The sequence below is a fragment of the Allobosea sp. UC22_33 genome (genome assembly GCF_042700715.1).
In the GTDB taxonomy this organism is placed as follows: Bacteria; Pseudomonadota; Alphaproteobacteria; order Rhizobiales; family Beijerinckiaceae; genus Allobosea.
Genome location: NZ_CP170556.1, coordinates 2,976,060 through 2,998,001, shown reverse-complemented (window position 1 = coordinate 2,998,001; position 21,942 = coordinate 2,976,060). Strand labels below are relative to the sequence as shown.

Genomic DNA, 21,942 nt, shown 5'->3' with positions numbered 1-21,942 from the left:
GGGGGCCATCGGCTCGCTCACTGCACCAGCAGTTCCTTGAACAGCACGGCGTCGACCCTGGCCGGATAGACGGTCAGGTTGACGCGGCGCAGCAGTTCTTCCTTGAGCCGGAACATGCCGGCCGAGCCTTCGAGATCGGCAGGGCGCAATTCGCGCATGAAGATCTGGAAGGCGTCCTCGATGCGCGGCAACAGCGGCTTGACCTGGTCGGCCGCCTTCGCATCGGCGATCTCCAGCACGACCTTGAGCTTCATCACCGGCTGGCGGTCCTGCTGGCCGCCATTGGACATGCTGATCATCATGTCCTTCATGTCGAGGAAGGCGACGGGGTTCTTGGCCTTGGCCGCGGCTTCCGCGGCGGCTACCTGCTCGGGCGAGGGCTTCTTCAGGAAGAACCAGCCACCACCGCCGGCAGCCGCCAGCAGCACGACGCCGCCGATGATCATGAAGAGCTTCTTCTTGCTCTTCGGCGCCTCTTCACCGGAGGCGCCTGCCTCTTCCGTCTTGGCCTTTTTCGCCATCTCGTCACGCGCCCCGGGCCGTCGGGCCGCCTTCTGCTGCCCATGGGAGCACCTTGGCCAATTACGGTTAACGCGTCGTTAAGGGCGGCAGAATTTGCCGGGCGTTTCTTGCCGCTCCAGCAGGTTGTGCCGGGGTGCGGCAGGGGGTGTCTGTGCATTTATATACAACAATATCAATATCTTGTGTGAATTAACCACGCTGGCACACAGCTTGCCAGTACTGGGCTGTGGCGACTGCGCTGGGGAGCGTCGAGGTTGCCGCGGGACATGATCGGGAGCCTTAGCCGTGGAGAACGCGCTTCTCATCGGCCTGTCGCGTCAGGTGGCTCTGGCGCGCGAGCTGGACGTCATCGCCAACAACATGGCGAATGTCGGAACCAATGGATTCAAGGCGCGCAGCGCGCGCTTCAACGAGTTCCTCATGCCCGTCGCGAAGGCCGATGCCTTCAAGCCGGCCGACCGGCCGCTGTCCTATGTCATAGACAAGGGCACGCCGCTCGATCTGTCGCAGGGCGCGATGGAACTCACCGGCAATCCGCTCGACGTCGCGCTCAAGGGCGACAACTACCTGGTCGTGCAGACGCCGAATGGCGAGCGCTATACCCGCGCCGGCTCCCTGAACATCGATCGGCAGGGTCGACTCGTCACCCAGACCGGCCTGCCTGTTCTGGGCGATGGCGGCCCGATCGCCTTCGGTTCGAGCGAGCACTCCATGCGCATCGCCGCCGACGGCACCGTGAGCAGCGACCAGGGCACGCGCGGCAAGCTGCGCCAGGTCCGCTTCGCCGATCCGAGGGCGCTCGCGAGCGAAGGCAGCAACCTGTTCTCCTCGACCACGCCTCCGCAGCCGGCCGGGATCGAGGCGCGGCTGGAGCCCGGCGCGATCGAGCGCTCCAACGTCAAGGCCGTGGTCGAATTGACCCGCCTGATGGAGGTGCAGCGCAACTACCAGAGTGTCGCCAACATGATGAGCAAATCCGACGAACTGCGCAGCCGGGCGATCTCGCGCCTGGCCGACCAGCAAGCCTGATAGCGGAAAGGAGCACGCACCATGCGCGCCATGCAGACAGCCGCGACCGGCATGATGGCCCAGGAGATGAACGTCCAGGTCATCTCCAACAACATCGCCAACGTCCGGACCACCGGCTACAAGCGCCAGCAGGTTCACTTCCAGGATCTGCTCTACGAGAACTTCCGGCGCGCCGGCTCGGCCACCTCGGACCAGAACACGCAGGCCCCGGCCGGCACCTTCATCGGCTCCGGCGTCAAGACGGTCTCGACCGGCCGCGTCATGACCCAGGGCAATATCAGCCCGACGGAGAAGCCTTACGACCTCGCCATCCGCGGCGAGGGCTTCTTCCGCATCCGGATGCCGGACGGCCGCACCACCTATAGCCGCGACGGCTCCTTCGATCTCGACGCCCAGGGCCAGCTCGTCACCCGCGACGGCTACCAGGTCGAGCCCGGCATTACCGTGCCGAACAACGCCTCCAGCGTCAGCATCAACGCGCAGGGCATCGTCGAGGCGATGGTGCCGGGGCAGACCGCGCCGCAGCAGCTCGGCCAGATCCAGCTCGTGCGTTTCGTCAACAAGGTCGGCCTCGAGTCGATCGGCGACAACCTCTATGTCGAGACCGCGGCCTCGGGCCAGCCGATCGACGGCTTCGGCGGCGGCGAAGGCTTCGGCACGCTGCAGCAGAACTATCTCGAAGAAGGCAACGTTCAGGCGGTCACCGAGCTCTCCTCGCTGATCGCGGCGCAGCGCGCCTACGAGATGAACTCCAAGGTCATCACCGCCGCCGACCAGATGATGTCGGCGACGACCCAGATGTTCCGCGGTTGAGGGGCGCCATCATGATCCGCCTCTCGCTCATCGCCCTGCTGCTCTCCGGGACCGCCGCGCTCGCTGCGCCGCGGCACGGCGAGCCTGCGCCGGTCGCGATGGCTTCGGCCGTTGCGGCTCCCGCTGCCGCCGCGCTGCCCTCCAGGCTGCAACTGCGCCCCGAGGTCAGCCTCTCGCGCGACCTCGTCACCTTCGGCGACCTCATTCCGGGCCTCTCCGGCGAGGCGGCAACGACGGCCGCTTTCCGGGCGCCGGCGCTCGGCGAGACCGGCACCATCCAGGTCGCACGCATCGTCGAGGCTGCCCGTGCCGCCGGCATCGTCCGCGAGGCCGGCGATCTCCAGAGCCAGGGTTTTGCCCAGGTCGTGGTGACGCGTGCCGCCCGCCGCATCACCGCCATGGATCTCGAAGCCGCGGTGAAGACCGGCTTGCAGGAGCGCTTCGGCGTCGATGCCCGCATCTTCGCGCTCGCGATCGATGGCGGGGCGCCGGGCATCGCCGTCGAGCCCGAGCTGACCGGCGATGTCGCCGTGATCGACCTCTCCTTCGACGCTCGCTCGCGGCGCCTGCAAGCCCGGCTCGCGGTGCCCGGCAGCACGGCGATGCGGCTGAAGCCGCTGCGCATCTCCGGCCAGCTCGTCGAGACCATGGAGGTCGTGGTGCCCAGGCGCCTGATCGCGCGCGGCGAGACGCTGGGCAAGGACGATCTCACCGTCGAGCGCCGCCCGCGCGACGGGCAGGGCGGCGAGATCATCGGCGATGTCCGAGCCGCCATCGACAAGGTCGCGCGCCGCGCCCTGCTCGCCGGCGTGGCGCTGCGCGGCAGCGACGTCCAGCGCGAGGAGATCGTGGGCAAGGGCGACCTCGTCACCATCGTCTACGAGGGGCCGGGCCTGCTCATCACGCTGCGCGGCAAGGCCAACGAGGCCGGCGCGATGGGCGACGTCATCTCCGTCACCAATCCCCAGTCCAAGCGCGTGCTGCAGGGCAAGGTCAGCGGGCCGGGACGGGTTTCCGTCCAGCCTTCCGCCGCCGGCCGTGTCGCCAGCGCTCAGTGAGTTCCGTGGAAACCGCCATGTACGCCAACCGTCTCGCCAAGTTCTCCGGGCTTCTGCTGCTGACCGCCTCGCTCGGCGCCTGCGGCATGGGCGATCGCCTTGCCAATGTCGGCCAGGCGCCGACGCTCTCGCCGATTGAGGACCCGACCGCCGCCAAGGGCTACAAGCCGGTGCAGATGCCGATGCCGGAGGTGGCGCATGCCTCCTACGCGCCGAACTCGCTCTGGCGCACCGGCTCGCGCGCCTTCTTCAAGGACCAGCGCGCCCGCAATGTCGGCGATCTCGTCACCGTCAAGGTCAAGGTCACCGACCGGGCCCAGCTCAACAACACGACCAAGCGCAGCCGCAAGAACGGCGAGGATCTCGGCGCGGAGAACGCCTTCGGCTTCGAGAACAAGCTCGACGCCTACCTCCCCAACGGCGCCAAGGCCTCGTCGCTGCTGAAGCTCGACTCCGATGCCTCCAGCGAGGGCGCGGGCTCGGTCAACCGCTCCGAGACGCTGGCGACCAATGTCGCGGCGGTCGTCACCCAGAACCTGCCCAACGGCAACCTGGTGATCGAGGGCAAGCAGGAGATCCGCGTCAATTTCGAGGTGCGCGAACTGATCGTCGCCGGCGTGATCCGGCCCGAGGACATCGAATCGGACAACACCATCGAGTCGACCAAGATCGCCCAGGCCCGCATCGCCTATGGCGGCCGCGGCCAGATCACCGATGTCCAGCAGCCGCGCTACGGCCAGCAGGTGATGGATATCCTCCTACCTTTCTGAGCCACACGAACGGTCTCCACGAAATTCCGAACGGCGCGGAACGCTCCCCCTTGTCTCCGCGCCGGACGGATGGCGGTCTCTCCCGAGCCGCCACCATCCTGGCCGCCCGCCACGCTCCCCAAGCTTTCAAGGCTGGCGGCCCGAAGCCCCGCGTTCTCCCGACGCGGGGCTTTTCATGGTCCCTCAGAAACGCTCTTTCCGTTGACGGAGGCGTTCCCGATGACGGGCAGCTCCTCGGCATCGCCTGCTCCCGGGCCGAATTGACTCGCGGCATGTTGACCCAGGGGCATCCTTGCGCTGTGATGACGTTCGGCCTGCTGCATCGACGAGCCTTGAGCGGAGTTGCCCGGCAGTCCTGACGATGCATTCGGCGACAGGAGTACCGTCATGAATGCTGCCGTGAACCCCGTCGCCCCGCATCACCTGCCGAGCTTCGTCACCGCGCCGGGGGGAACGGACTACCTGATGGTGGTCGCCGCGATCATCCTCATCGGAGCGGTTCTGGGCATCGGGCTGCTTTTCCTGCGCCTGCACACCTTGCCCGAGCGCATGGCGCACAAGACACACAAGATCCAGTTCGAGATCGTCGCCGTTCTCGGCTTGCTCGCGCTCTTCACGCATGTCCATGCCTTCTGGGTCGCCGGGCTGCTGCTCGCCCTGATCGACCTACCCGACATTCCAGGGATGTTCGGCCGGATGGCCGGCTCTCTCGAGAAGATGGCCGGTATCGCGCCGGGTCGCGGCGGCGACGCGGCATCGGATGCGGAGACTGCCGTCCCCGGGCCGGAGGGGAATGGGCCGTCCGCGGATGCCAGCGTCGAGGAGAAGAACCATGCTTGAGCTTCTCGTCTGCGCTCTCTTCACCCTCCTTCCCGATTATCTTTATCGCCGCTACGGCCAGGGCAAACGGTTCGGCCGCGAGCTCACGCTCTACTCGGTCTGGTTCGAGCTGCGCTGGGGTCTCGTCACCTGCGTGATGCTGACGGTCGGCCTGATCACGGTGATCTTCTACAACCACCCCTCCACGACGAGCGCGACGGTCTTCTTCCGGACGGTTCCGATCGTTCCGGAGGTCAATGGCCGCGTCGCGCAGGTTCACGTCAGCTTCAGCGGGAAAGTCGAAAAGGGCGCGCCGATCTTCACGCTCGACGGCAGGAGCCAGGAGGCCGCCGTCGAGGCCGCGCGGCGCAAGATCGCCGAAGTCGACGCGACGCTGGCGGTAGCGAAGGCCGATATTCTCGCTTTTGACGGCAAGATCCAGGAGGCGAGGAGCGCGCTGCAGCAGGCGCTCGACGAATTGCAGACCAAGCGCGAGCTCAGGCAACGCAATGAGAACGTCGTCGCCACCCGCGAGCTCGAGCGCCTCGAAAACATCGTGGCCGGGCGCGAGGCCGCGGTTGCGTCTGCGACGGCCTCGCAGGCCGCCGCCCAGACGAAGATCGTGACGCTGCTGCCGGCCGAGCGCGCGAGCGCCCAGGCGGTCTTGGCCCAGGCCGAGGTGGAATTGGGCAAGACCGTGGTGCGCGCCGGCTTCACCGGGCATGTCGAGCAGTTCACGCTCCGGGTCGGCGATGTCGTCAACCCCTTCATGCGCCCGGCCGGAATCATCATCCCGGAAGAGGCGGGAAGGGGCAGGATGCAGGCCGGCTTCGGCCAGATCGAGGCGCAGGTGATCAAGGTCGGCATGGTCGCCGAGGTGACCTGCATCTCGAAGCCCTGGGAGGTCATCCCGATGGTGGTGACGGGCGTGCAGGACTTCATCGCCGCCGGCCAGCTCCGGAGCGGCGAGCAACTGATCGACGCGCAGCAGGTGGTCCGGCCAGGAACGATCCTCACCTTCCTCGAACCGCTCTATCAGGGCGGGCTCGACGGCGTGACGCCCGGCAGCAGCTGCATTGCCAACGCCTATAGCAACAACCACGACATCATCGCCGCGAAGGAGACCGGCACCATGCGCCGCATCGCCTTGCACGCGGTCGATGCGACCGGGTTGGTCCATGCCATGCTGCTGCGCATCCAGGCGCTCGTCCTGCCGGTCAAGACCCTCGTCTTCAGTGGGCACTGAGGCGAGAGGCGCTAGTCTTCAAAACGGCCAGCGGTGTCGCGGTCGCGCTCGTATCGCTTCTTCAGCGGGAAGGGCGGCAGCCAGGATTCGCGGCGGATGGTCCAGAGCTCGTAGGTCGGCACCAGCTGGTCCGGGGCATCGAGCGAACCGAGATTGACCTCGACCTCGTCGCCGCTGCGTCCGAAGACCGGCGAACCGCAGCGCGGGCAGAAGAAGCGCCCTTCGTAGTCCCGCGCGTCGCCTTCGATCGTCACAGCCTCCTGAGGGAAGATCGCGGAAGCGTGGAAGAGGGCGCCGTGATGCTTGCGGCAATCGAGGCAATGGCAGATGCCGACCCGGTAAGGGCGTCCCGATGCCACGATCCGGACATCGCCGCATCGGCACCCACCCGTGAAGCGGTCCATGCTTCGTCTCCTTTCCAGCTCGGCGCTCGGGGCACCAGCGATGCACCGCACGGGCGGTCGTCAAGGAAGCGCGGGTCTCGGCCTGCTCCCGCATGACCGCCTGCGCGTCACGGTCGAAGGGGTGAGTTCGTCGCTCTGACGCGCAGCCTTCGCTTCATTTCATCGATGATGTCCTTGATCTCGCAATCCAGGACATAGAGGTCGCCGAGAGAGCGTCCATTCAACGGCCCGGCGTACAGGAAACCCATGATGCGGTAGAAAACCCGGGCATGCAGAAGCCCTCTGCCAAAAGGCATTCCGGCACCATGCCTGTATAGCCACCGGTTTGCGGCGTCGCCGGCGCGGGCTGCCAGGGCTTCGCGATCGTCGAGATGGCTTTGCAGGCGTTCGGCCAGTTCGCCGTCGCCGATCTTGGCGAGGTCGCCGCGAAGATTGACGCCAAATCTCAAGCTTCCGATCTCCGCTGAGCCGATGCGACAGGTCGTCAGAAAACGAGCCGAGCAATCCTGACCCTTGGATGCCAGCTCATGCCCGATGCAAAGCATCGCCAATCCTGTGCTCTCCCGCAACGTTCCCAATGATCTCCCGGCTTTACCGCCCGCGTACCTATTCCCACGCAAAAAGGCCCCGCGCCTTTCGACGCGGGGCCTTTTCGGAAAAGTCGGTTGGGTCGGCTTTCGCTCAATCGTCGCGGAAGACGCGTTCGTTGCGCTCGTGGCGCTCCTGCGCTTCCAGCGAAAGCGTCGCGATCGGACGGGCTTCCAGGCGCTTCAGCGAAATCGGTTCGCCGGTTTCCTCGCAATACCCGTAGGAGCCGTCATCGATGCGGGCGACGGCGGCGTCGATCTTGGCGATCAGCTTGCGCTGCCGGTCGCGGGCGCGCAGCTCGATGGCGCGGTCCGTTTCGGAGGAAGCCCGGTCGGCGATGTCCGGGTGATTCTCGCTCTCGCTCTGCAGGGTGACCAGGGTTTCCTTGGCTTCCCGCAGGATCTCGTCCTTCCAGGCGAGGAGCTTGCCGCGGAAATACTCACGTTGACGATCGTTCATGAACGGCTCGTCATCGCTCGGTTTGTAATCCGCCTCGAGGATGATCTGCTTCGACATGGGCGCGCTCTCTAGTTTGTCGCCTCACGCACCCATCGGCTGTGCCGCGGGAGGGGAGCCGATTTGGCGCCCTTATAGCGATCCGTTTCAACTGGAACAATCGCTTCCGACAGGGCGTCAACGCCTTCGTGAAAACACGCGGCCTGGCGCCGGTTTTCGGCGAAAACAAACCGGATATAGGTCAATTCAGCTTGCGGATCGCTTCGGCGATGTCGGCTTCGACCAGCCGGGCGATCGGCTGGCGATAGTGACTATGGTCGAAGAAGAGGTTGGGATCGTGCAGTTCGGGCCTGTCGACTCGCCAGTCGACCAGCACGGTGCGCGGGCGCCGGGCCGCCAGATCGGCGAAAGCCTTGCGGCAGGCCGCGTCCGCCGCGGCATCGCGCGTGCCGGGCTTCGACAGGGCCGTGGCATAGACCGGCGGGCGCAGCAGAATCAGCGCGGTCTCGGCCGGGGCCGTCTTCATCAGCTCTTCCAGCCCGGTCGCGGCGGGGAAGGGGCCATCGACATTGCCGCCGCCGGCTTCGATCGGCTTCTGCAGCCGGGCGATGATCTCGGGATTGGTGCCGTAGCCCTGCACGCTGTAGCCCGATTCGTAGTCCCAGTAGCCGTCCGGGCGGGCGCGCTCGGCCTTGCGCGACGTCAGGTAGCCGATGCGGCGCGACAATTCCTCCAGCAGGTCGAAGCGCATCAGCCCGCCGATATAGTCGGGCAGGCTCCGGCTCAGCAGCCAGAAGGGGAAGGGCTTCTCGTTCGGCAGGGCCGGGTTCGCCGTGCACCAGTAATTGTCGATGCCGACCACGAGCGCCTTCGGCGGCGCCTGGCGATGGTGGCGCAGGAACCAGTCGATCGTGGCGAAGGTCTCTTTAGCCTGGGTCGCAGGCGCGATCAGCGAGACGAAGGGGATGCCGGTTCGGGTGCGAAGCTCTTCCGGCGAGATCAGCTGGACATGCGAGTTGCCGAAGACCGCGCCGGTGAAATTCGGGTCCCGGCCGCGGCTGGCCAGCGCCGTGCGCGGCCCCTGCGGGCGCACGCCTTCCTTGAGCTGCAACGGCGAACGGCCGGAATCATAGGGGTCGATCAGGAAGGCGGCCGAGAGGAAGGCGGCAGCGATCAGTGCCGCCGCGCCGAGGAAGGCGCCGGTGAAGCCCGTCCACTTCGCCGCCCGAGCGGCCTGCTCAGAACTGGAAGTAGATGAACTCATAATTGGCGTCTTCGCCGATCTTCAGCAGGATGATGACGAACAGGAGCCCGCACAGGATCGCGAGCCAGCGCGCCGGCGGCAGCTTGTGGACGAGGTTCCAGGCGGTGGGGCCGATGATGGCGAAGGCCGCTGCCGGCAGCAGGGCGCGCCATTTGAAACCAGTGCCGATCGGCGCGAAGCCGAACAAGCCCTTGTAGATCGCGAGCGCGGCCTGGAAATTCGTGGCCCGGAACAGCACCCAGCACAAAGCCACGAACAGGAAGGTCAGGAGCCAGCCGAGCGCCGCCGGCATCGGCAGGCCGGCGCGGCGCCAGAACAACGCGACGATCAGCGCGAGCCCGTGCGCGACGCCCCAGGCGACGAAGGTGAGGCCGGCGCCGTGCCACAGGCCGCCGAGTGCCATGGTGGCAAAAAGTGCCCAAATCTGCGTCGGCAGGCCGGCGCGTGAGCCGCCGAGCGGGATGTAGAGGTAATCACGCAGGAAGCGCGACAGCGTCATGTGCCAGCGGCGCCAGAAATCCTGGATCGAGACCGAGCGATAAGGCGCCTCGAAATTCTGCGGCAGCACGACGCCGAAGAGCAGGGCAAGGCCCAGCGCCATGTCGGTATAGCCGGAGAAGTCGAAATAGATCTGGAAGGTGAAGGCGAGGGTGCCCTGCCAGGCTTCCATCACGCTGATGACCTTGCCGGCTGCGGCCGCCGCGAAGACCGGGTTGGCGTACTCGGCGAGGGGGTCGCCGATCAGCACCTTCTTGGCGAGGCCGAAGGTCAGCAGCATCAGGCCGCGCGCGATTCGCTCGGCCGCGTCCGGCCGCTGATAGGGCCGCTCGTCGAGCTGATGCATGATCTCGCGCCAGCGCACCAGCGGGCCGGCGAGCACCTGCGGGAAGAAGGCGATGTAGAGCGCGTAGCGGACGAGATCGTAGCGCGGCGCCTGCCCGCGCCGCAGGTCCGTCAGGTACATGATGTGGTGGAAGGTGAAGAAGGAAATGCCGAGCGGCAGCGCGATGTCGAATTTCGGCGCCGGCAATCCGGGAATCATTCCAGCGAGATCGGCGAAGAAGTTGAAGTACTTGAACACCGCGAGCACGGCGAGGTTCAGGACGATCGCGAGCGTGATCAGCGCGCCCGACTTCGTCTTCTGGAAGGCTTCGGCGATCAGCCAGTTCAGCCCGATCGACAACGCCAGCAGCGGCAGGAAGCGCCAGTCCCAATAGCCGTAGAAGGCGAAGGACAGCACGACCAGCACGGGCAGCCGCAGGCTCGGCGCAAAGCGCTCCGCACCCCAGTGAAGGGCGAGCGCGAGCGGCAGGAAGGCGAGCAGGAAGGCGAAGGAGTTGAAGAGCATCGGGCGGGGGCGGAGCAAAGGATGGCTGCCGCCTTAGACCATTATCGGCGGCGAGTCATGTCGCGGCTGTGCGGGACAGGCCGGTGGCGCATTCGGCTTGTCGGGGAAGCTGTTCACGTCATGCGCGCCCTTGTGGCGAGAAGCCACGCCTTGAACACGACCGTGCACCAGCGAGGACATGGATGGTCGGTACAAGCCGGGCCACGACGAGAGGCCTTCGTTACGCAATGATTCAATCAATCGATTGATTAAATCCGCCGACGGTGCTATCGGTGGGGCATGAAAGTCACTTCAGACAGCGATGCAGGAACGCGCGAGGCGCTGATCCGGGCCGGGCTCGACCTGTTCGGCCGGCATGGATTCGAGGCAAGCTCGATCCGGGAGATCGCCCAGGCGGCGGGCGTCAACAGCGCCGGCATCGCCTATCATTTCGGTGGCAAGGACGGCCTGCGCCAGGCTTGCGCCGAGGCGGTCGTCGCGACGATGAAGCAGCGCGTCTTCGGTGCGGCTGCCGCCATGCCGCCGCTCGAGGGGCTCGCGCCGGAGATGGCGGTGGAACTGCTGCTCGGCATCGTCGGGCGTGTGACCGCCTTTGCGACACAGGCGCAGGAGAGCGAGACCATCGCCCGCTTCGTCATCCGCGAGATGATGGAGCCGACCTCGGCCTTCGAAACGCTCTATGAGGGGCTCGTCGGCCCGGTCCATGGCCAGGTTTGCCGGCTCTGGGCGGCTGCGACCGGCATGGAGCCGGAGGCGCAGGACACCAAGCTCGCGGTCTTCGCGACGATCGGGCAGGTCATCTATTTCAGGCTCGCCCGGACGGCCGTGATGCGGCGCATGGGCTGGGACACGATCGATGCGGCGCAGAGCGAGGCGATCGCGGATGTCATCGGCGCCAATGTCCGCGCGAGCATCGCCAGCATGCGGGAGAGACGGTCATGATCCTCGGCTTCCTCTGTTCCTTCGGGCTGATCACCGGCAGCTTCTCGGCCTGCGGCGGCGATACGGTCCGCATCGCCGGCTATGTCGAGGGCGAATATGTTCGGCTCGGCCCGATCGACACGGCCCGAATCGAGCGCATCGATGTCCGCCGGGGCGACCGCGTCGAGGCCGGCAAGCCTGTGGCCGCGCTGGAGACGACGGATGCCGAGAATGCAGTCCGGGAGAGCGAGGCGCGATTGGTGCAGGCGCAGGCACAGCTCGACAATCTGCGCAGCGGCAAGCGGCCGGAGGAGATCGCGGTGATCGAAGCCAATCTCGCCTCGGCCAGAGCGCAGCAGCGCGAGGCCGAGCGGGCGCTGGATCGCCGGCAGGACCTGCTGCGGCGCGGCGTCTCGACCCAGGCCGATTTCGACCAGGCGGAGACGGCGCGCGATGTCGCCGCCGCGAGCGTCCGCCAGAATGCCGCCAATCTCGACGTCGCCCGCCTGCCGGCGCGCCCGGAGGAGATCAAGGCGAGCGAGAACGCGGTCGAGCAGGCCAAGGCTGCCCTGGCGCAGGCACGCTGGCGCCTGTCGCAGCGCCAGCTCGTCGCGCCCTCGGCCGGGCGGGTCAGCGACGTGCTGCGCCGGGTCGGCGAGCTCGCCGGGCCGAGCGCGCCGGTGCTGCTGATGCTGCCGGACGGTGCCGCCAAGCTGATGCTCTATGTGCCGGAGGTCAGGATTTCGGGCGTGACGACCGGCATGAAGCTCGATGTCCGCTGCGACGGCTGCGCGGCGGGGCTGACCGCGACCGTGACCTATGTCTCGCCGGAGCCCGAATTCACGCCGCCGGTGATCTATTCGGCGCAGACGCGGCAGAAGCTGGTCTATCTGGTCGAGGCACGGCCCGATGGCGGGCCGCAATCGGCGCTGCAGCCCGGCCAGATCGTCGACGTGACGCTGCGGGTGCAGCCGTGACCGCGCCGCTCGCCATCGACGTGCATGGGATGACCAAGCGCTTCGGCAAGCGCACGGTCGTGGACAATGTCGATCTTGCGGTGGCGACAGGCGAGATCGTCGGGTTCCTCGGGCCCAACGGCTCGGGCAAGACCACGACGATCCGGATGATCTGCGGTCTGCTCAAGCCCGATGCCGGGGAAGGCACCGTGCTCGGGCTCGATGTCCGCACGCAGAGCGCGGAGATCAAGCGCCAGGTCGGCTACATGACGCAGCGCTTCTCCTTCTATGAAGACCTGACCATCGCCGAGAACCTGACCTTCGTGGCCAGGCTCTACGAGCTCGATCCAGTCGATGAGGCGGTGGCGAAGACGCTCGATGGGCTCGGCCTCACTTCGCGCAAGGACCAGCTTGCCGGCACGCTCTCAGGCGGCTGGAAGCAGCGCCTCGCGCTGGCCGCCTGCATCATGCATCAGCCGAAGCTCCTGCTTCTGGACGAGCCGACCGCCGGCGTCGATCCCAAGGCGCGGCGGGAGTTCTGGGACGAGATCCATCGGCTGGCCGGCGATGGCCTCACCGTGCTGGTCTCGACCCATTACATGGACGAGGCCGAGCGCTGCCACCGCATCGGCTACATCGCCTATGGCCGCATGCTGGCGACCGGGACGGTCGAGGAGGTCGTGAAGGGCTCCGGCCTCGTCACCTATGTCGTCCATGGGGCGCTCAAGCCCGCCCAGATCCGGGCGCTGGAGGCGACCGACGGCGTCGAGCAGGTCGCGCCCTTCGGGGCGACGCTGCATGTCGTCGGGACCGACCGCGGCAAGCTTGAAGCGGCACTGGAGCCCTTGAAGAGCGAGGCGGGCATCAAAGTCGAACCCGGCGAGACCAGCCTCGAGGATGTCTTCATCAAGTTCATGACCGGCGCGCAGGAGCGGGCGGCATGACCGGCCTGTTCTCGCCCCGCCGGCTCGGCGCGATGCTGGCCAAGGAATTCGTGCAGATGCGGCGCGACCGCATCACCTTCGCGATGATGCTGGCGGTGCCGATCGTTCAGCTCCTGCTCTTCGGCTATGCGATCAACAACGATCCGCGCGGCCTGCCGGCGGCGATCCTCGCGCTCGGGCAGGACCAATATACCCGCGCCGTCGTTTCCGCGATGGAGGTCTCGAACTACTATCGCTTCGGCGAGCGCCCGCAGAGCGCGGCCGAGGCCGAGAGCCTGATGGCGAAGGGCGAGATCTCCTTTCTCGTCACCATTCCCAGTGATTTCGGCTCGCGCGTCGAGCGGGCGGACGAGCCGCGCATCCTGGTCGAGGCCGACGCGACCGATCCGGCGGCGGCGAGCGGCGCCGTCTCGGCACTCGGTGCCATTGCCAGCCGGGCCTTGCAGCGGGCGCAGGGGCGCGAACCGGTCACCGATCCGGCCGGCGCCAGCGGCGACAGCCTCTCCTTCGTCGTCCACCGGCGCTACAACCCGGAGAACATCACCCAGTACAACATCGTGCCGGGCCTGCTTGGCGTCATCCTGCAGATGACCATGGTGATGATGACGGCGATGGCGCTGACCCGCGAGATCGAGCGGGGCACCATGGAGAACCTGCTCGCCATGCCGGCGACGGCCGGCGAGATCATGCTCGGCAAAGTGCTGCCCTATCTCGCCGTCGGCGCGGTGCAGGTGCTGATCGTGCTGGGGGCGGCGAAGCTGCTCTTCGCCGTGCCCTTCCTTGGCGGGCTCGGCCTGTTGCTCACGTGCGTGCTGATCTTCGTGCTGGCGCTGGTTCTGCTCGGCTACACGATCTCGACGATGGCGCGCACGCAGCTCCAGGCGATGCAGCTGACCTTCTTCTTCTTCCTGCCTTCGCTGATGCTGTCCGGCTTCATGTTCCCCTTCGCCGGCATGCCGGGCTGGGCCCAGACGCTGGGCGAGTTCTTCCCGCTGACGCATTTTCTGCGGATCATCCGGGCGATCATGCTGAAGGGGGCGGGCCTCGGCGATATCGGCGACGAGGTGTTCTATCTCTGCCTGTTCGTGCCGGCTTTCGCCGGGCTCGCGCTGATGCGATTCCGGAGCACGCTGGATTGAGCGGAGCTGCTGCGCGGCATACGTGGCGCGACCGTGACTTGCAAAATGATAGTCACAGCATTAGCTGGGGCGCATGCAGCCCCGGCTTATCCCGCTTGCCGAATGTCCCTGCGCTCGCGCCGTCGAAGCGGTGGGCGAGTGGTGGAGCATCCTGATCCTGCGCGATGCCTTGCAGGGCTTCACCCGTTTCGACGAGTTTCAGCGCAGCCTCGGCATTGCGCCGAACATGCTGGCGCGGCGCCTGAAGCACCTGACCGAGGCCGGCCTGTTCGAGCGGCGGCTCTATAGCGAGCGGCCCAAGCGCTACGACTACGTGCTGACCGAGCGGGGGCGGGACTTCTTCCCCGTGGTCGCGGCGCTGGTCGCCTTCGGCAACCGGCATCTCGCGCCGGAAGGGCAGGCCCTGCTACTGGCCGATCGCGAGAGCGGGCGGGCGGTCGTCCCGTCCTATGCCGATGCGCAGAGCTTGCAGCCCGTGAATTCCGACAACGTCACCGTCATCGCCGGCCCGCAGGCCAGCTCCGGCATGCTGCAACGCCTCGCCATCCTGGCGGCGCGGGATGCGGCAGCACCGGTCCACCGCACATAGGAGTTTTCGCATGCGCCGTATCGTCGTCACCGGAATGGGCGTGGTCTCGCCGCTCGGCTGCGGAACCGACATCGCCTGGCAGCGCCTGCTCGCTGGGCGCTCCGGCCTGCGCCGCCTGCCGGATGCGATCGTCGAGACCTTGCCGGCCAAGGTCGCCGGCATCGTGCCGTCCAAGGCCGAGGATGCCGAGGGCGGCTTCGATCCCGATGCGGTGATCGCGCCGAAGGACCAGCGCAAGATGGACCGCTTCATCCAGTTCGCGCTGGTCGCCGCCAAAGAGGCGCTGGCGCAGGCCGGCTGGCAGCCGCAGAGCGAGGCCGAGCGCGAGCGCACCGCGACGGTGATCGCCTCGGGCATCGGCGGCTTCCCGGCGATCGCCGAGGCCGTGCGGACGACCGACGAGCGTGGGGTGCGGCGGCTTTCGCCCTTCACGATCCCGTCCTTTCTCGTCAATCTCGCCGCCGGCCATGTCTCGATCGAGCACGGCTTCAAGGGGCCGATCGGCGCGCCGGTCACGGCCTGTGCCGCTGGCGTGCAGGCGATCGGCGACGCGGCACGCATGATCCGGGCCGGCGAGGTCGATATCGCGCTCTGCGGCGGCACCGAGGCTTGCGTCGACCTCGTCGCCCTGGGCGGTTTCGCAGCGGCGCGCGCGCTTTCGACGGGCTTCAACGACGAACCCGAGAAGGCTTCGCGACCCTTCGATGCGGCTCGCGACGGCTTCGTCATGGGCGAGGGCGCCGGCCTTCTGGTGATCGAGGCGCTGGAGCATGCGCAGGCGCGTGGCGCGACGATCCTGGCGGAACTTACTGGCTACGGCACCAGCGCCGACGCCTATCACATCACCTCGGGTCCCGAGGACGGATCCGGCGCGCGGCGGGCGATGGAGACGGCGCTGAAGCAGGCCGGGCTGCAGCCGGCCGATATCGCCCATCTCAACGCCCATTCGACCTCGACCCCGGTCGGCGATCGTGGCGAGCTCGCTGCGATCAAGGCGCTGTTCGGCAGCGAGGGCGGCATCGCGATCAGCGCAACGAAATCGGCGACCGGCCATCTGCTCGGCGCTGCCGGCGGGCTGGAGGCGATCTTCACGATCCTGGCGCTGCGCGACCAGATCGCCCCGCCGACGCTGAACCTGGAAAACCCGGACGAGGCCGCGGCCGGGCTCGACCTCGTGGCGAAGACCGCGCGGCCGCTCGCGATGGAGCACGCCATCTCGAACGGCTTCGGTTTCGGCGGGGTCAATGCCAGCGCGGTGTTCAGGCGCGGGCCGTAGGCGTTTCGCTCAGAGCGGGATGTTGTCGTGCTTGCGCCAGGGGCGTTCGACGTTCTTGGTGCGGAGCATCGCGAGCGCCCGCGCAATGCGGCGCCGCGTCGAGTGCGGCATGATGACTTCGTCGATATAGCCGCGCTCGGCCGCGACGAAGGGCGACATGAAGCGGTCCTCGTATTCTTTCGTCTTGGCCGCGATGCCATCCGCGTCCATGCCGCGGAAGATGATCTCGACCGCGCCCTTGGCACCCATCACCGCGATCTGCGCCGTCGGCCAGGCGTAGTTCACGTCGGCGCCGATATGCTTCGAGGCCATCACGTCGTAGGCGCCGCCGAAAGCCTTGCGGGTGATGATTGTGACCAGCGGCACGGTGCATTCCGAATAGGCGAAGAGCAGCTTGGCGCCATGCTTGATCAGGCCGCCATATTCCTGCGCCGTGCCCGGCAGGAAGCCGGGAACGTCGACCAGCGAGACGATCGGGATCTCGAAGGCGTCGCAATAGCGCACGAAGCGGGCGGCCTTGCGGGAGGCGTCGGAATCCAGCACGCCGGCCAGCACCATCGGCTGGTTGGCGACGATGCCGACGGTACGGCCCTCGATGCGGCCGAAGCCGGTGACGATATTGCCGGCATAGGCCTGCTGGATCTCGAAGAAGTCGCCCTCGTCGACCGTCTTCAGGATCAGTTCCTTGATGTCGTAGGGCTTGTTCGGATTGTCGGGGACCAGCGTGTCCAGGCTCATGTCGACGCGGTCGGGCACGTCGAATGACGGCCATTCCGGCACGCCGGCGGTGTTGTTGGCGGGCAGGAAGTCGAGCAGCCGGCGCACCTGCAGCAGCGCCTCGACATCGTTCTCGAAGGAGCCGTCGGCGACCGAGGACTTGGAGGTGTGGACCTTGGCGCCGCCGAGTTCCTCGGAGGTCACGGTCTCGTTGGTGACAGTCTTCACCACCTCCGGGCCGGTCACGAACATGTAGGACGTGTCGCGGACCATGAAGATGAAGTCGGTCATCGCGGGCGAGTAGACGTCGCCGCCGGCGCAGGGGCCCATGATCACCGAGATCTGCGGGATGACGCCGGAAGCCTGCACGTTCCGCTTGAAGACCTCGCCATAGCCGCCGAGCGCCGCGACGCCCTCCTGGATGCGGGCGCCGCCGGCATCGAACAGGCCGACGATGGGCGCGCGCATCTTCAGCGCCATGTCCTGGATCTTGATGATCTTCTGGGCGTGGGTCTCGGAGAGCGAGCCGCCGAAGACGGTGAAATCCTTCGAGAAGACGAAGACGGTGCGGCCGTTGACCGTGCCCCAGCCGGTGACGACGCCGTCGCCGGGGATCTTCTCGGCCTTGTCCATGCCGAAATCGACGCAGCGATGCTGCACGAACATGTCGAACTCCTCGAAGGAGTCCTTGTCGAGCAGGAGCTCGATGCGCTCGCGCGCCGTCAGCTTGCCGCGCTTGTGCTGCGCCTCGATGCGCCGCTCGCCGCCGCCCTTGCGGGCGCCCTCGCGGCGGGATTTCGAGCTGTTCGAGGATGTCCTTCATGGCGGCAGGCTCCCGGCCGGAAATCACGTCTCGAAAGCCGGCTTAAGCGGCCATCGCGCATGAGTCCATTACGACGTTTGCTGAAGCGGGAACCGCAATCATGCGGAAGGCGCAGCCGGGTCGCCGAGCTCGTCGTTCAGCCGGACGGCTTCCTGAACCAGCTTCGTTACCAGCGCGGCATCGATGCCGTCGCCCTCGCGCAATTCCCAGGTCGCCAACTCGTATTTGCCGCCGGCCTTGAGGCGCGGCGCGATTTCGCGCAAGCGCTTGCCGCGCCAGAAGCCGAAGAGGACACGTTTTTCCTCGGCGCGGATCAGCAGCAGCGGGCCGTTGGAGAAGTAGACGAGATGGGTCCATTTGATCCGCTCGTCGAGCGGGGCAGCAGTGCGGACATCCTGCCGCAATTGCTCGACGAGGGCGCGCTGCCAGCCGGAGAGGGCTTCGACGTAGGCATCGGGAGATGTCGCCGCCGGCCCCATCTTCATCGAGCCTAGCCTTTCAGAAGCAACAGCACGGCGGCATCGAATTCGCGGCGGCGGATGACCCGGCGCTCGGCCGCTTCCTCGTCCTGGCCCCAGATGCCGATCTGGTAGTCCTCGTCGAGATGGGCGGCGTCCCAGACGGCGCCCGGATCGAGCTGCCCGTTCGCCAGTGCCAGCGTCAGGACGGCCGAGCCGGTCAACGTCATGACGTTATGGGCACCGGCGAGCGCCAACGGGGCGGGGATTTTCTCGACGTGGCGGGTGACAGCGGCGAGCGTCTCTTCCGGCTGCTGCGCGAAGACGATGCCTTCCGCCAGCAGGAAACGGGCGCCGATCAGCGCCTCGATATCGCCGAGGATCGGCTGCCAGACCTGGTTCTGCCGTTCGACCAGGGCCTCGGGCTCGCCGGCGCGGTAGCAGAGCGCGTCGGAGCCGGCATAGCGGACGATCTCGGCGCGCACGGCCTCCTGCTGGTCCTCGACGCCGTCGAGCGCCGAGTTCACGAGCCGGGTCAGCGGCATCCGGGCGGGGTCGATCCGCTCGGCCTGCGCCTGCCATTCGGCGGCGAGGGCTTCTGCGACGGGGCGGGAGGTCACCGCGAGCGGCTTGCGGGCCGGGGTCCGCGCCGTCTTGCCGTCGAGGGCGACGTGGAAGAGGCCGTCCCGCTCCAGGACGCCGGCCTCCTTGTAGAAGCGGGCGGGCAGTGGGTTGCGCATCGCCTGCTGGGCGGCGGCAACGGGGTCGGGCTGGCGGGTCCCGGGGGAGCCGAAACGGGCGAGGAAATCGTCGGTGGACATGGCCCCGCCATAGCGCATTCGCGGCCGGCAGGAAACGGTTGCTCAGGCGGCGCGGATCCGATCGAGGAACTGGGCGACCTCCGTGTCGAGATGGACGGACTGGCGCGAGAGCTTGTCGGCGGATTCGGCGACATGGCTCGCGGCCTCGTCGGTTTCCGCGGCGATGCGGCTGACGATGTCGATATGGCCGGCGGCGAAGACGGTTTCGTCGGCGGCGCGCCGGATGATCTGGGCGATGCCTGCCGCTGCGGCGTTCTGCTGTTCGACCACGGTCGCGACATTGCCGGAGATCTGGTTGAGCGAGCCGACCGTCGCGTTCATGGCGTCGATCGCGCCGATCGCCTCGGTGCTGGAGTCGCGGATCGCGCCGATCTGATTCTGGATCTCCTCGGTCGCACGCCAGGTCTGGTTGGCGAGCGACTTGATCTCCTGGGCGACGATCGTGAAGCCACCGCCGGAACGGCCGAGGCGGGCGGCCTCGATCGAGGCGTTCAGCGCCAGCAGGTTGGTGTGCTTGGCAATGGTCGAGATCGCGTCGGTGATGTCGCCGATCTGGCCGGCCTTGCGCGACAATTCGCCGACAGTGTCGAGCACGGCGCGGGCCTGCCGGGTCGTCTCGCCGACAACGCGGGTGGTTTCGGCGACCTGCCGGTCGACCTCGGCGAAGGAATGCGCCAGCTCCGTCGTGCCTTGCGTGACGGCGACGACGTTCGAGGACGTCTGGCGCGAGGATTGCGAGGCGGCGCTCGAGCGCTCGGAGACTTCGAGCGCGCCGGTCTTCATCTGCTGCGAGGCGATGCGCAGGGATTGCACGGAGGCGATGACGTCGCGGGCGATGCCGGCGATCTCGCGTTCGAAATCATCGGCGACGGCGTGCAGGACCTGGCGGCGGACGAGGGCGCCGCGCTCCATCGTCTCGGCCAGGTCTTGCCGAGCCTGGTCCGCGGCAGCGCGTGCGGCATCGGCCGCATGGCGTTCGCGCTCGGACATCTCCAGCGACCGACGCAGCGACCAGACCAGGCAGCTCAGAGCGAGCGACTGGACCACCACGATCAGGCCGTGAAGCAGGACGCGGTCGATCTGGCTGCCGTTCAGGAAGACCGCGCTCGGCATCAGCAGGCTGAAGGCGAGGTGATGCACGACGATGGAAAGCGTCGCCGGGATGAAGATGCGCCAGTCCAGCCAGCCGGCGAGTACCGCCAGCATGGCGAAGAAATACATGTGCATGTCGGCCTGATAGGGATGGCCGGCATAGGCATAGACCAGCAGCATCACCTGGCCCATGGTCGCGACGCTTGTGATCTGGCGCGTGATCCAGCCGGTGCGTTCGATGCGCCAGACCAGCGTGCAGAGCACCGCGAGCGCGACGCCCGCCAGCACCAGCGTCGGGCTGTTCAGCGGCGAGGCCGATGGTGTCCCGAGCGCCAGAACGGCGGCATTTGCCCAGAGAATCGCGATCAGGACGCGGGAAAAGCGTTCGCGAAAGCGGAAGACGTCGTTCATCGGCTGCTCCCTGCGGAACTTCCGGTGCAGAGCCTGGCAAAGGCGGCATCGATGACGAGCCAGGCGCCCGCGCCGTAGAGGGACGAGACGAAGCCGTCACGCTCCGCCATGGTGAAGGCGACGGAGGCGGCGGCATCGATCTGCAGGAGGCTGCCGCTCGCATCGGTGACGGCGCGGGCGATGTCGGCCGTTCCGGTTCCGGCGGGGAAGAAGGCGGCGATCGGCCGTCCCGGCACGGGCCAGGCTGCGATCAGGAGTGCGGCGACCGCCATCGCGATACCGCAGATCAGGCCAAAGCCGATTTCGCGCATAGGTCCCCCCGGTTGCCCAGCCATGCATACGAAAACCTAAGCGAGCAGGTTAGGGGCGCCGCCTTTATGCTTGGTAAATTGTTTTTCTAACGTTGGGGAATGTGCCCGAGATCGCTTCAGGAGCCGAAGCGATCCTGCCAGGCGGGCTTGGTGCCGTCGAAAGGCAGGGCCGTCGCGGCATGGACGCCGCGTGCAACGGCGCGAGCCAGCACGTCGGCCGCCGTGGCGCAGAGTTCGGTCATCGCGAAGGCGTCGGAGGGGGCGCCGCTGTAGCCCGTTGCTGCAGCGAAGACGATGTCGCCGTCGAGCGGCGCATGGGCCGGGCGCAAGGCGCGGGCGAGACCGTCATGGGCGGCGAGCGCGAGCCGGCGGGCCTGCGGTTTGGTCAGCACCGCATCGGTCGCGACGAGGGCGATGGTGGTGTTCTGGCCGGTTCCGCCCTTGAAGCGCAGAGCGGTGTCGCCGGGCGTGATCGCGGCGGGCCAGCCAAGGCCGCCGAACTCCCCGTCACGCTCGTAGGGCGCTGCCCAGAAATGCGGGCCGTCGCCGATCGTGGCACTGCCGACGGCATTGACCGCGACGAGCGCACCGACGACCTGTCCGGTCGCGGCGCGCGCGCTGGCCGAGCCGAGGCCACCTTTCAAGGTTGCGGTCGTCGCGCCGAAGCCGGCACCGGCCGTGCCGAGCATGAAACGGGCGGAAGCGGCGGCGGCGGCATCGGCGCCGAGCCGGGCATAGGGCGTCTCGCCTTCGCCGCGCGCCCAGGGCTTGTCGCCGCCATTCATCAGGTCGAACAGGATCGCCTGCGGAACGATCGGCACGCGCAAGGCGCCGACGGGAAAACCGCGGCCTTCCTTCGCCAGCCAGCGCATCACGCCGTCGGCGGCGCCGAGCCCCCAGGCCGAGCCGCCGGAGAGCACGATGGCGTCGACATGCTCGACGGTCATTTCCGGATCGAGCAGGGCGGTGTCGCGGGTGCCGGGCGCACCGCCGAGCACGGCGGCCGAGGTGATCGTCGGGCGCTCGAAGACCGCGACGCTGACGCCGGTCGCCGCCGCAGCATCATGCGCCTGCCCGACGAGCAGGCCGCGAACATCGGTGATGAGGTTTTGCATGAGGAAACCCGATGGCGAACCGAATCGCGCCGAAGGCGTTGACGCTACATTA

The 21,942-nt window shown here is 67.4% G+C and carries 23 protein-coding genes and 1 pseudogene; 12 read left to right on the top strand and 12 right to left on the bottom strand.

All coding sequences use genetic code 11. The annotated features are described in order from the left end of the window. Positions 1–17 precede the first annotated feature (17 nt). Positions 18–521: a flagellar basal body-associated protein FliL gene (gene fliL / locus ACFJGT_RS14295; protein ID WP_377838647.1), complete on the bottom strand. Its 504-nt coding sequence runs from the start codon at positions 519–521 to the stop codon at positions 18–20. A 286-nt stretch (positions 522–807) separates the two neighbouring features. Between fliL and flgF the strand changes: the two genes are divergently transcribed. The 6 genes from flgF (at position 808) to ACFJGT_RS14265 (ending at position 6,257) form a co-directional block, all read left to right on the top strand. Then, positions 808–1,551 (top strand): flagellar basal-body rod protein FlgF, encoded by a 744-nt coding sequence (flgF, locus tag ACFJGT_RS14290; protein WP_377838646.1) that lies wholly within the window; start codon positions 808–810, stop codon positions 1,549–1,551. Between the two features lie 21 nt (positions 1,552–1,572). Continuing rightward, complete coding sequence (gene flgG / locus ACFJGT_RS14285; RefSeq protein ID WP_377838645.1) at positions 1,573–2,364, top strand: flagellar basal-body rod protein FlgG; 792 nt, start codon at positions 1,573–1,575, stop codon at positions 2,362–2,364. An 11-nt stretch (positions 2,365–2,375) separates the two neighbouring features. Then, positions 2,376–3,422, top strand: a complete 1,047-nt coding sequence (flgA, locus tag ACFJGT_RS14280) for a flagellar basal body P-ring formation chaperone FlgA (RefSeq protein WP_377838644.1) — start codon at positions 2,376–2,378, stop codon at positions 3,420–3,422. A 17-nt stretch (positions 3,423–3,439) separates the two neighbouring features. Further along, positions 3,440–4,192 (top strand): flagellar basal body L-ring protein FlgH, encoded by a 753-nt coding sequence (gene flgH / locus ACFJGT_RS14275; RefSeq protein WP_377838643.1) that lies wholly within the window; start codon positions 3,440–3,442, stop codon positions 4,190–4,192. Between the two features lie 387 nt (positions 4,193–4,579). Beyond that, the gene (locus tag ACFJGT_RS14270) at positions 4,580–5,032 is read left to right on the top strand and encodes a hypothetical protein (RefSeq protein WP_377838642.1); all 453 of its coding nucleotides are present in this window, start codon (positions 4,580–4,582) and stop codon (positions 5,030–5,032) included. Beyond that, complete coding sequence (locus ACFJGT_RS14265) at positions 5,025–6,257, top strand: HlyD family secretion protein (RefSeq protein WP_377838641.1); 1,233 nt, start codon at positions 5,025–5,027, stop codon at positions 6,255–6,257. Before ACFJGT_RS14270 ends, ACFJGT_RS14265 begins: the two co-directional genes overlap by 8 nt. 11 nt (positions 6,258–6,268) lie before the next feature. Here the strand turns inward: ACFJGT_RS14265 and ACFJGT_RS14260 are convergent, their stop codons facing one another. The 5 genes from ACFJGT_RS14260 to ACFJGT_RS14240 form a co-directional block, all read right to left on the bottom strand. Continuing rightward, entirely contained in the window at positions 6,269–6,661 is a 393-nt protein-coding gene (locus ACFJGT_RS14260) for a GFA family protein (RefSeq protein ID WP_377838640.1), read from the bottom strand. Positions 6,662–6,768: 107 nt separating this feature from the next. Then, complete coding sequence (locus ACFJGT_RS14255; RefSeq protein WP_377838639.1) at positions 6,769–7,212, bottom strand: hypothetical protein; 444 nt, start codon at positions 7,210–7,212, stop codon at positions 6,769–6,771. Between the two features lie 130 nt (positions 7,213–7,342). Next, positions 7,343–7,765 carry an RNA polymerase-binding protein DksA gene (dksA, locus tag ACFJGT_RS14250; RefSeq protein WP_291652824.1) on the bottom strand — a complete coding sequence of 141 codons (423 nt, stop codon included), beginning with the start codon at positions 7,763–7,765 and terminating at the stop codon, positions 7,343–7,345. Positions 7,766–7,946: 181 nt separating this feature from the next. After that, positions 7,947–8,969 (bottom strand): hypothetical protein, encoded by a 1,023-nt coding sequence (locus tag ACFJGT_RS14245; RefSeq protein WP_377838638.1) that lies wholly within the window; start codon positions 8,967–8,969, stop codon positions 7,947–7,949. Further along, positions 8,944–10,317: an MBOAT family O-acyltransferase gene (locus ACFJGT_RS14240; RefSeq protein WP_377848986.1), complete on the bottom strand. Its 1,374-nt coding sequence runs from the start codon at positions 10,315–10,317 to the stop codon at positions 8,944–8,946. Before ACFJGT_RS14240 ends, ACFJGT_RS14245 begins: the two co-directional genes overlap by 26 nt. Positions 10,318–10,596: 279 nt before the next feature. Here ACFJGT_RS14240 and ACFJGT_RS14235 point away from each other — a divergent pair, with 279 nt between their 5' ends. From ACFJGT_RS14235 to fabF, 6 genes are all read left to right on the top strand, one after another. Further along, positions 10,597–11,259 (top strand): CerR family C-terminal domain-containing protein, encoded by a 663-nt coding sequence (locus ACFJGT_RS14235; RefSeq protein ID WP_377838637.1) that lies wholly within the window; start codon positions 10,597–10,599, stop codon positions 11,257–11,259. Further along, the gene (locus ACFJGT_RS14230; protein WP_377838636.1) at positions 11,256–12,215 is read left to right on the top strand and encodes an HlyD family secretion protein; all 960 of its coding nucleotides are present in this window, start codon (positions 11,256–11,258) and stop codon (positions 12,213–12,215) included. Before ACFJGT_RS14235 ends, ACFJGT_RS14230 begins: the two co-directional genes overlap by 4 nt. A gap of 29 nt (positions 12,216–12,244) precedes the next feature. After that, positions 12,245–13,138: an ATP-binding cassette domain-containing protein gene (locus ACFJGT_RS14225; protein WP_377848985.1), complete on the top strand. Its 894-nt coding sequence runs from the start codon at positions 12,245–12,247 to the stop codon at positions 13,136–13,138. After that, positions 13,135–14,277, top strand: a complete 1,143-nt coding sequence (locus ACFJGT_RS14220) for an ABC transporter permease (protein ID WP_377838635.1) — start codon at positions 13,135–13,137, stop codon at positions 14,275–14,277. The genes ACFJGT_RS14225 and ACFJGT_RS14220 overlap by 4 nt, the downstream gene beginning before the upstream one ends. Before the next feature lie 73 nt (positions 14,278–14,350). After that, entirely contained in the window at positions 14,351–14,866 is a 516-nt protein-coding gene (locus tag ACFJGT_RS14215) for a winged helix-turn-helix transcriptional regulator (RefSeq protein ID WP_377838634.1), read from the top strand. Between the two features lie 10 nt (positions 14,867–14,876). Beyond that, positions 14,877–16,142, top strand: a complete 1,266-nt coding sequence (gene fabF, locus ACFJGT_RS14210; protein WP_377838633.1) for a beta-ketoacyl-ACP synthase II — start codon at positions 14,877–14,879, stop codon at positions 16,140–16,142. Between the two features lie 9 nt (positions 16,143–16,151). On the opposite strand, the pseudogene ACFJGT_RS14205 reads toward fabF, so the two are convergent. The 6 genes and pseudogenes from ACFJGT_RS14205 to ACFJGT_RS14180 all read right to left on the bottom strand — a co-directional run bounded on the left by ACFJGT_RS14205 (position 16,152) and on the right by ACFJGT_RS14180 (position 21,890). Next, positions 16,152–17,682, bottom strand: a pseudogene (locus tag ACFJGT_RS14205) (acyl-CoA carboxylase subunit beta). 98 nt (positions 17,683–17,780) lie between these two features. Then, positions 17,781–18,167 (bottom strand): DUF1801 domain-containing protein, encoded by a 387-nt coding sequence (locus tag ACFJGT_RS14200; protein WP_377838632.1) that lies wholly within the window; start codon positions 18,165–18,167, stop codon positions 17,781–17,783. A gap of 5 nt (positions 18,168–18,172) precedes the next feature. Further along, positions 18,173–18,961, bottom strand: coding sequence for an ATP12 family chaperone protein (locus tag ACFJGT_RS14195; protein ID WP_377838631.1), 789 nt, complete (start codon positions 18,959–18,961; stop codon positions 18,173–18,175). Positions 18,962–19,003: 42 nt separating this feature from the next. Further along, positions 19,004–20,464 (bottom strand): methyl-accepting chemotaxis protein, encoded by a 1,461-nt coding sequence (locus ACFJGT_RS14190; RefSeq protein WP_377838630.1) that lies wholly within the window; start codon positions 20,462–20,464, stop codon positions 19,004–19,006. After that, a complete protein-coding gene (locus ACFJGT_RS14185; protein WP_377838629.1) occupies positions 20,461–20,775 on the bottom strand; it encodes a hypothetical protein in 315 nt (104 codons plus the stop codon). Before ACFJGT_RS14185 ends, ACFJGT_RS14190 begins: the two co-directional genes overlap by 4 nt. Positions 20,776–20,891: 116 nt before the next feature. After that, the gene (locus ACFJGT_RS14180) at positions 20,892–21,890 is read right to left on the bottom strand and encodes a P1 family peptidase (protein WP_377838628.1); all 999 of its coding nucleotides are present in this window, start codon (positions 21,888–21,890) and stop codon (positions 20,892–20,894) included. Positions 21,891–21,942 lie beyond the last annotated feature (52 nt).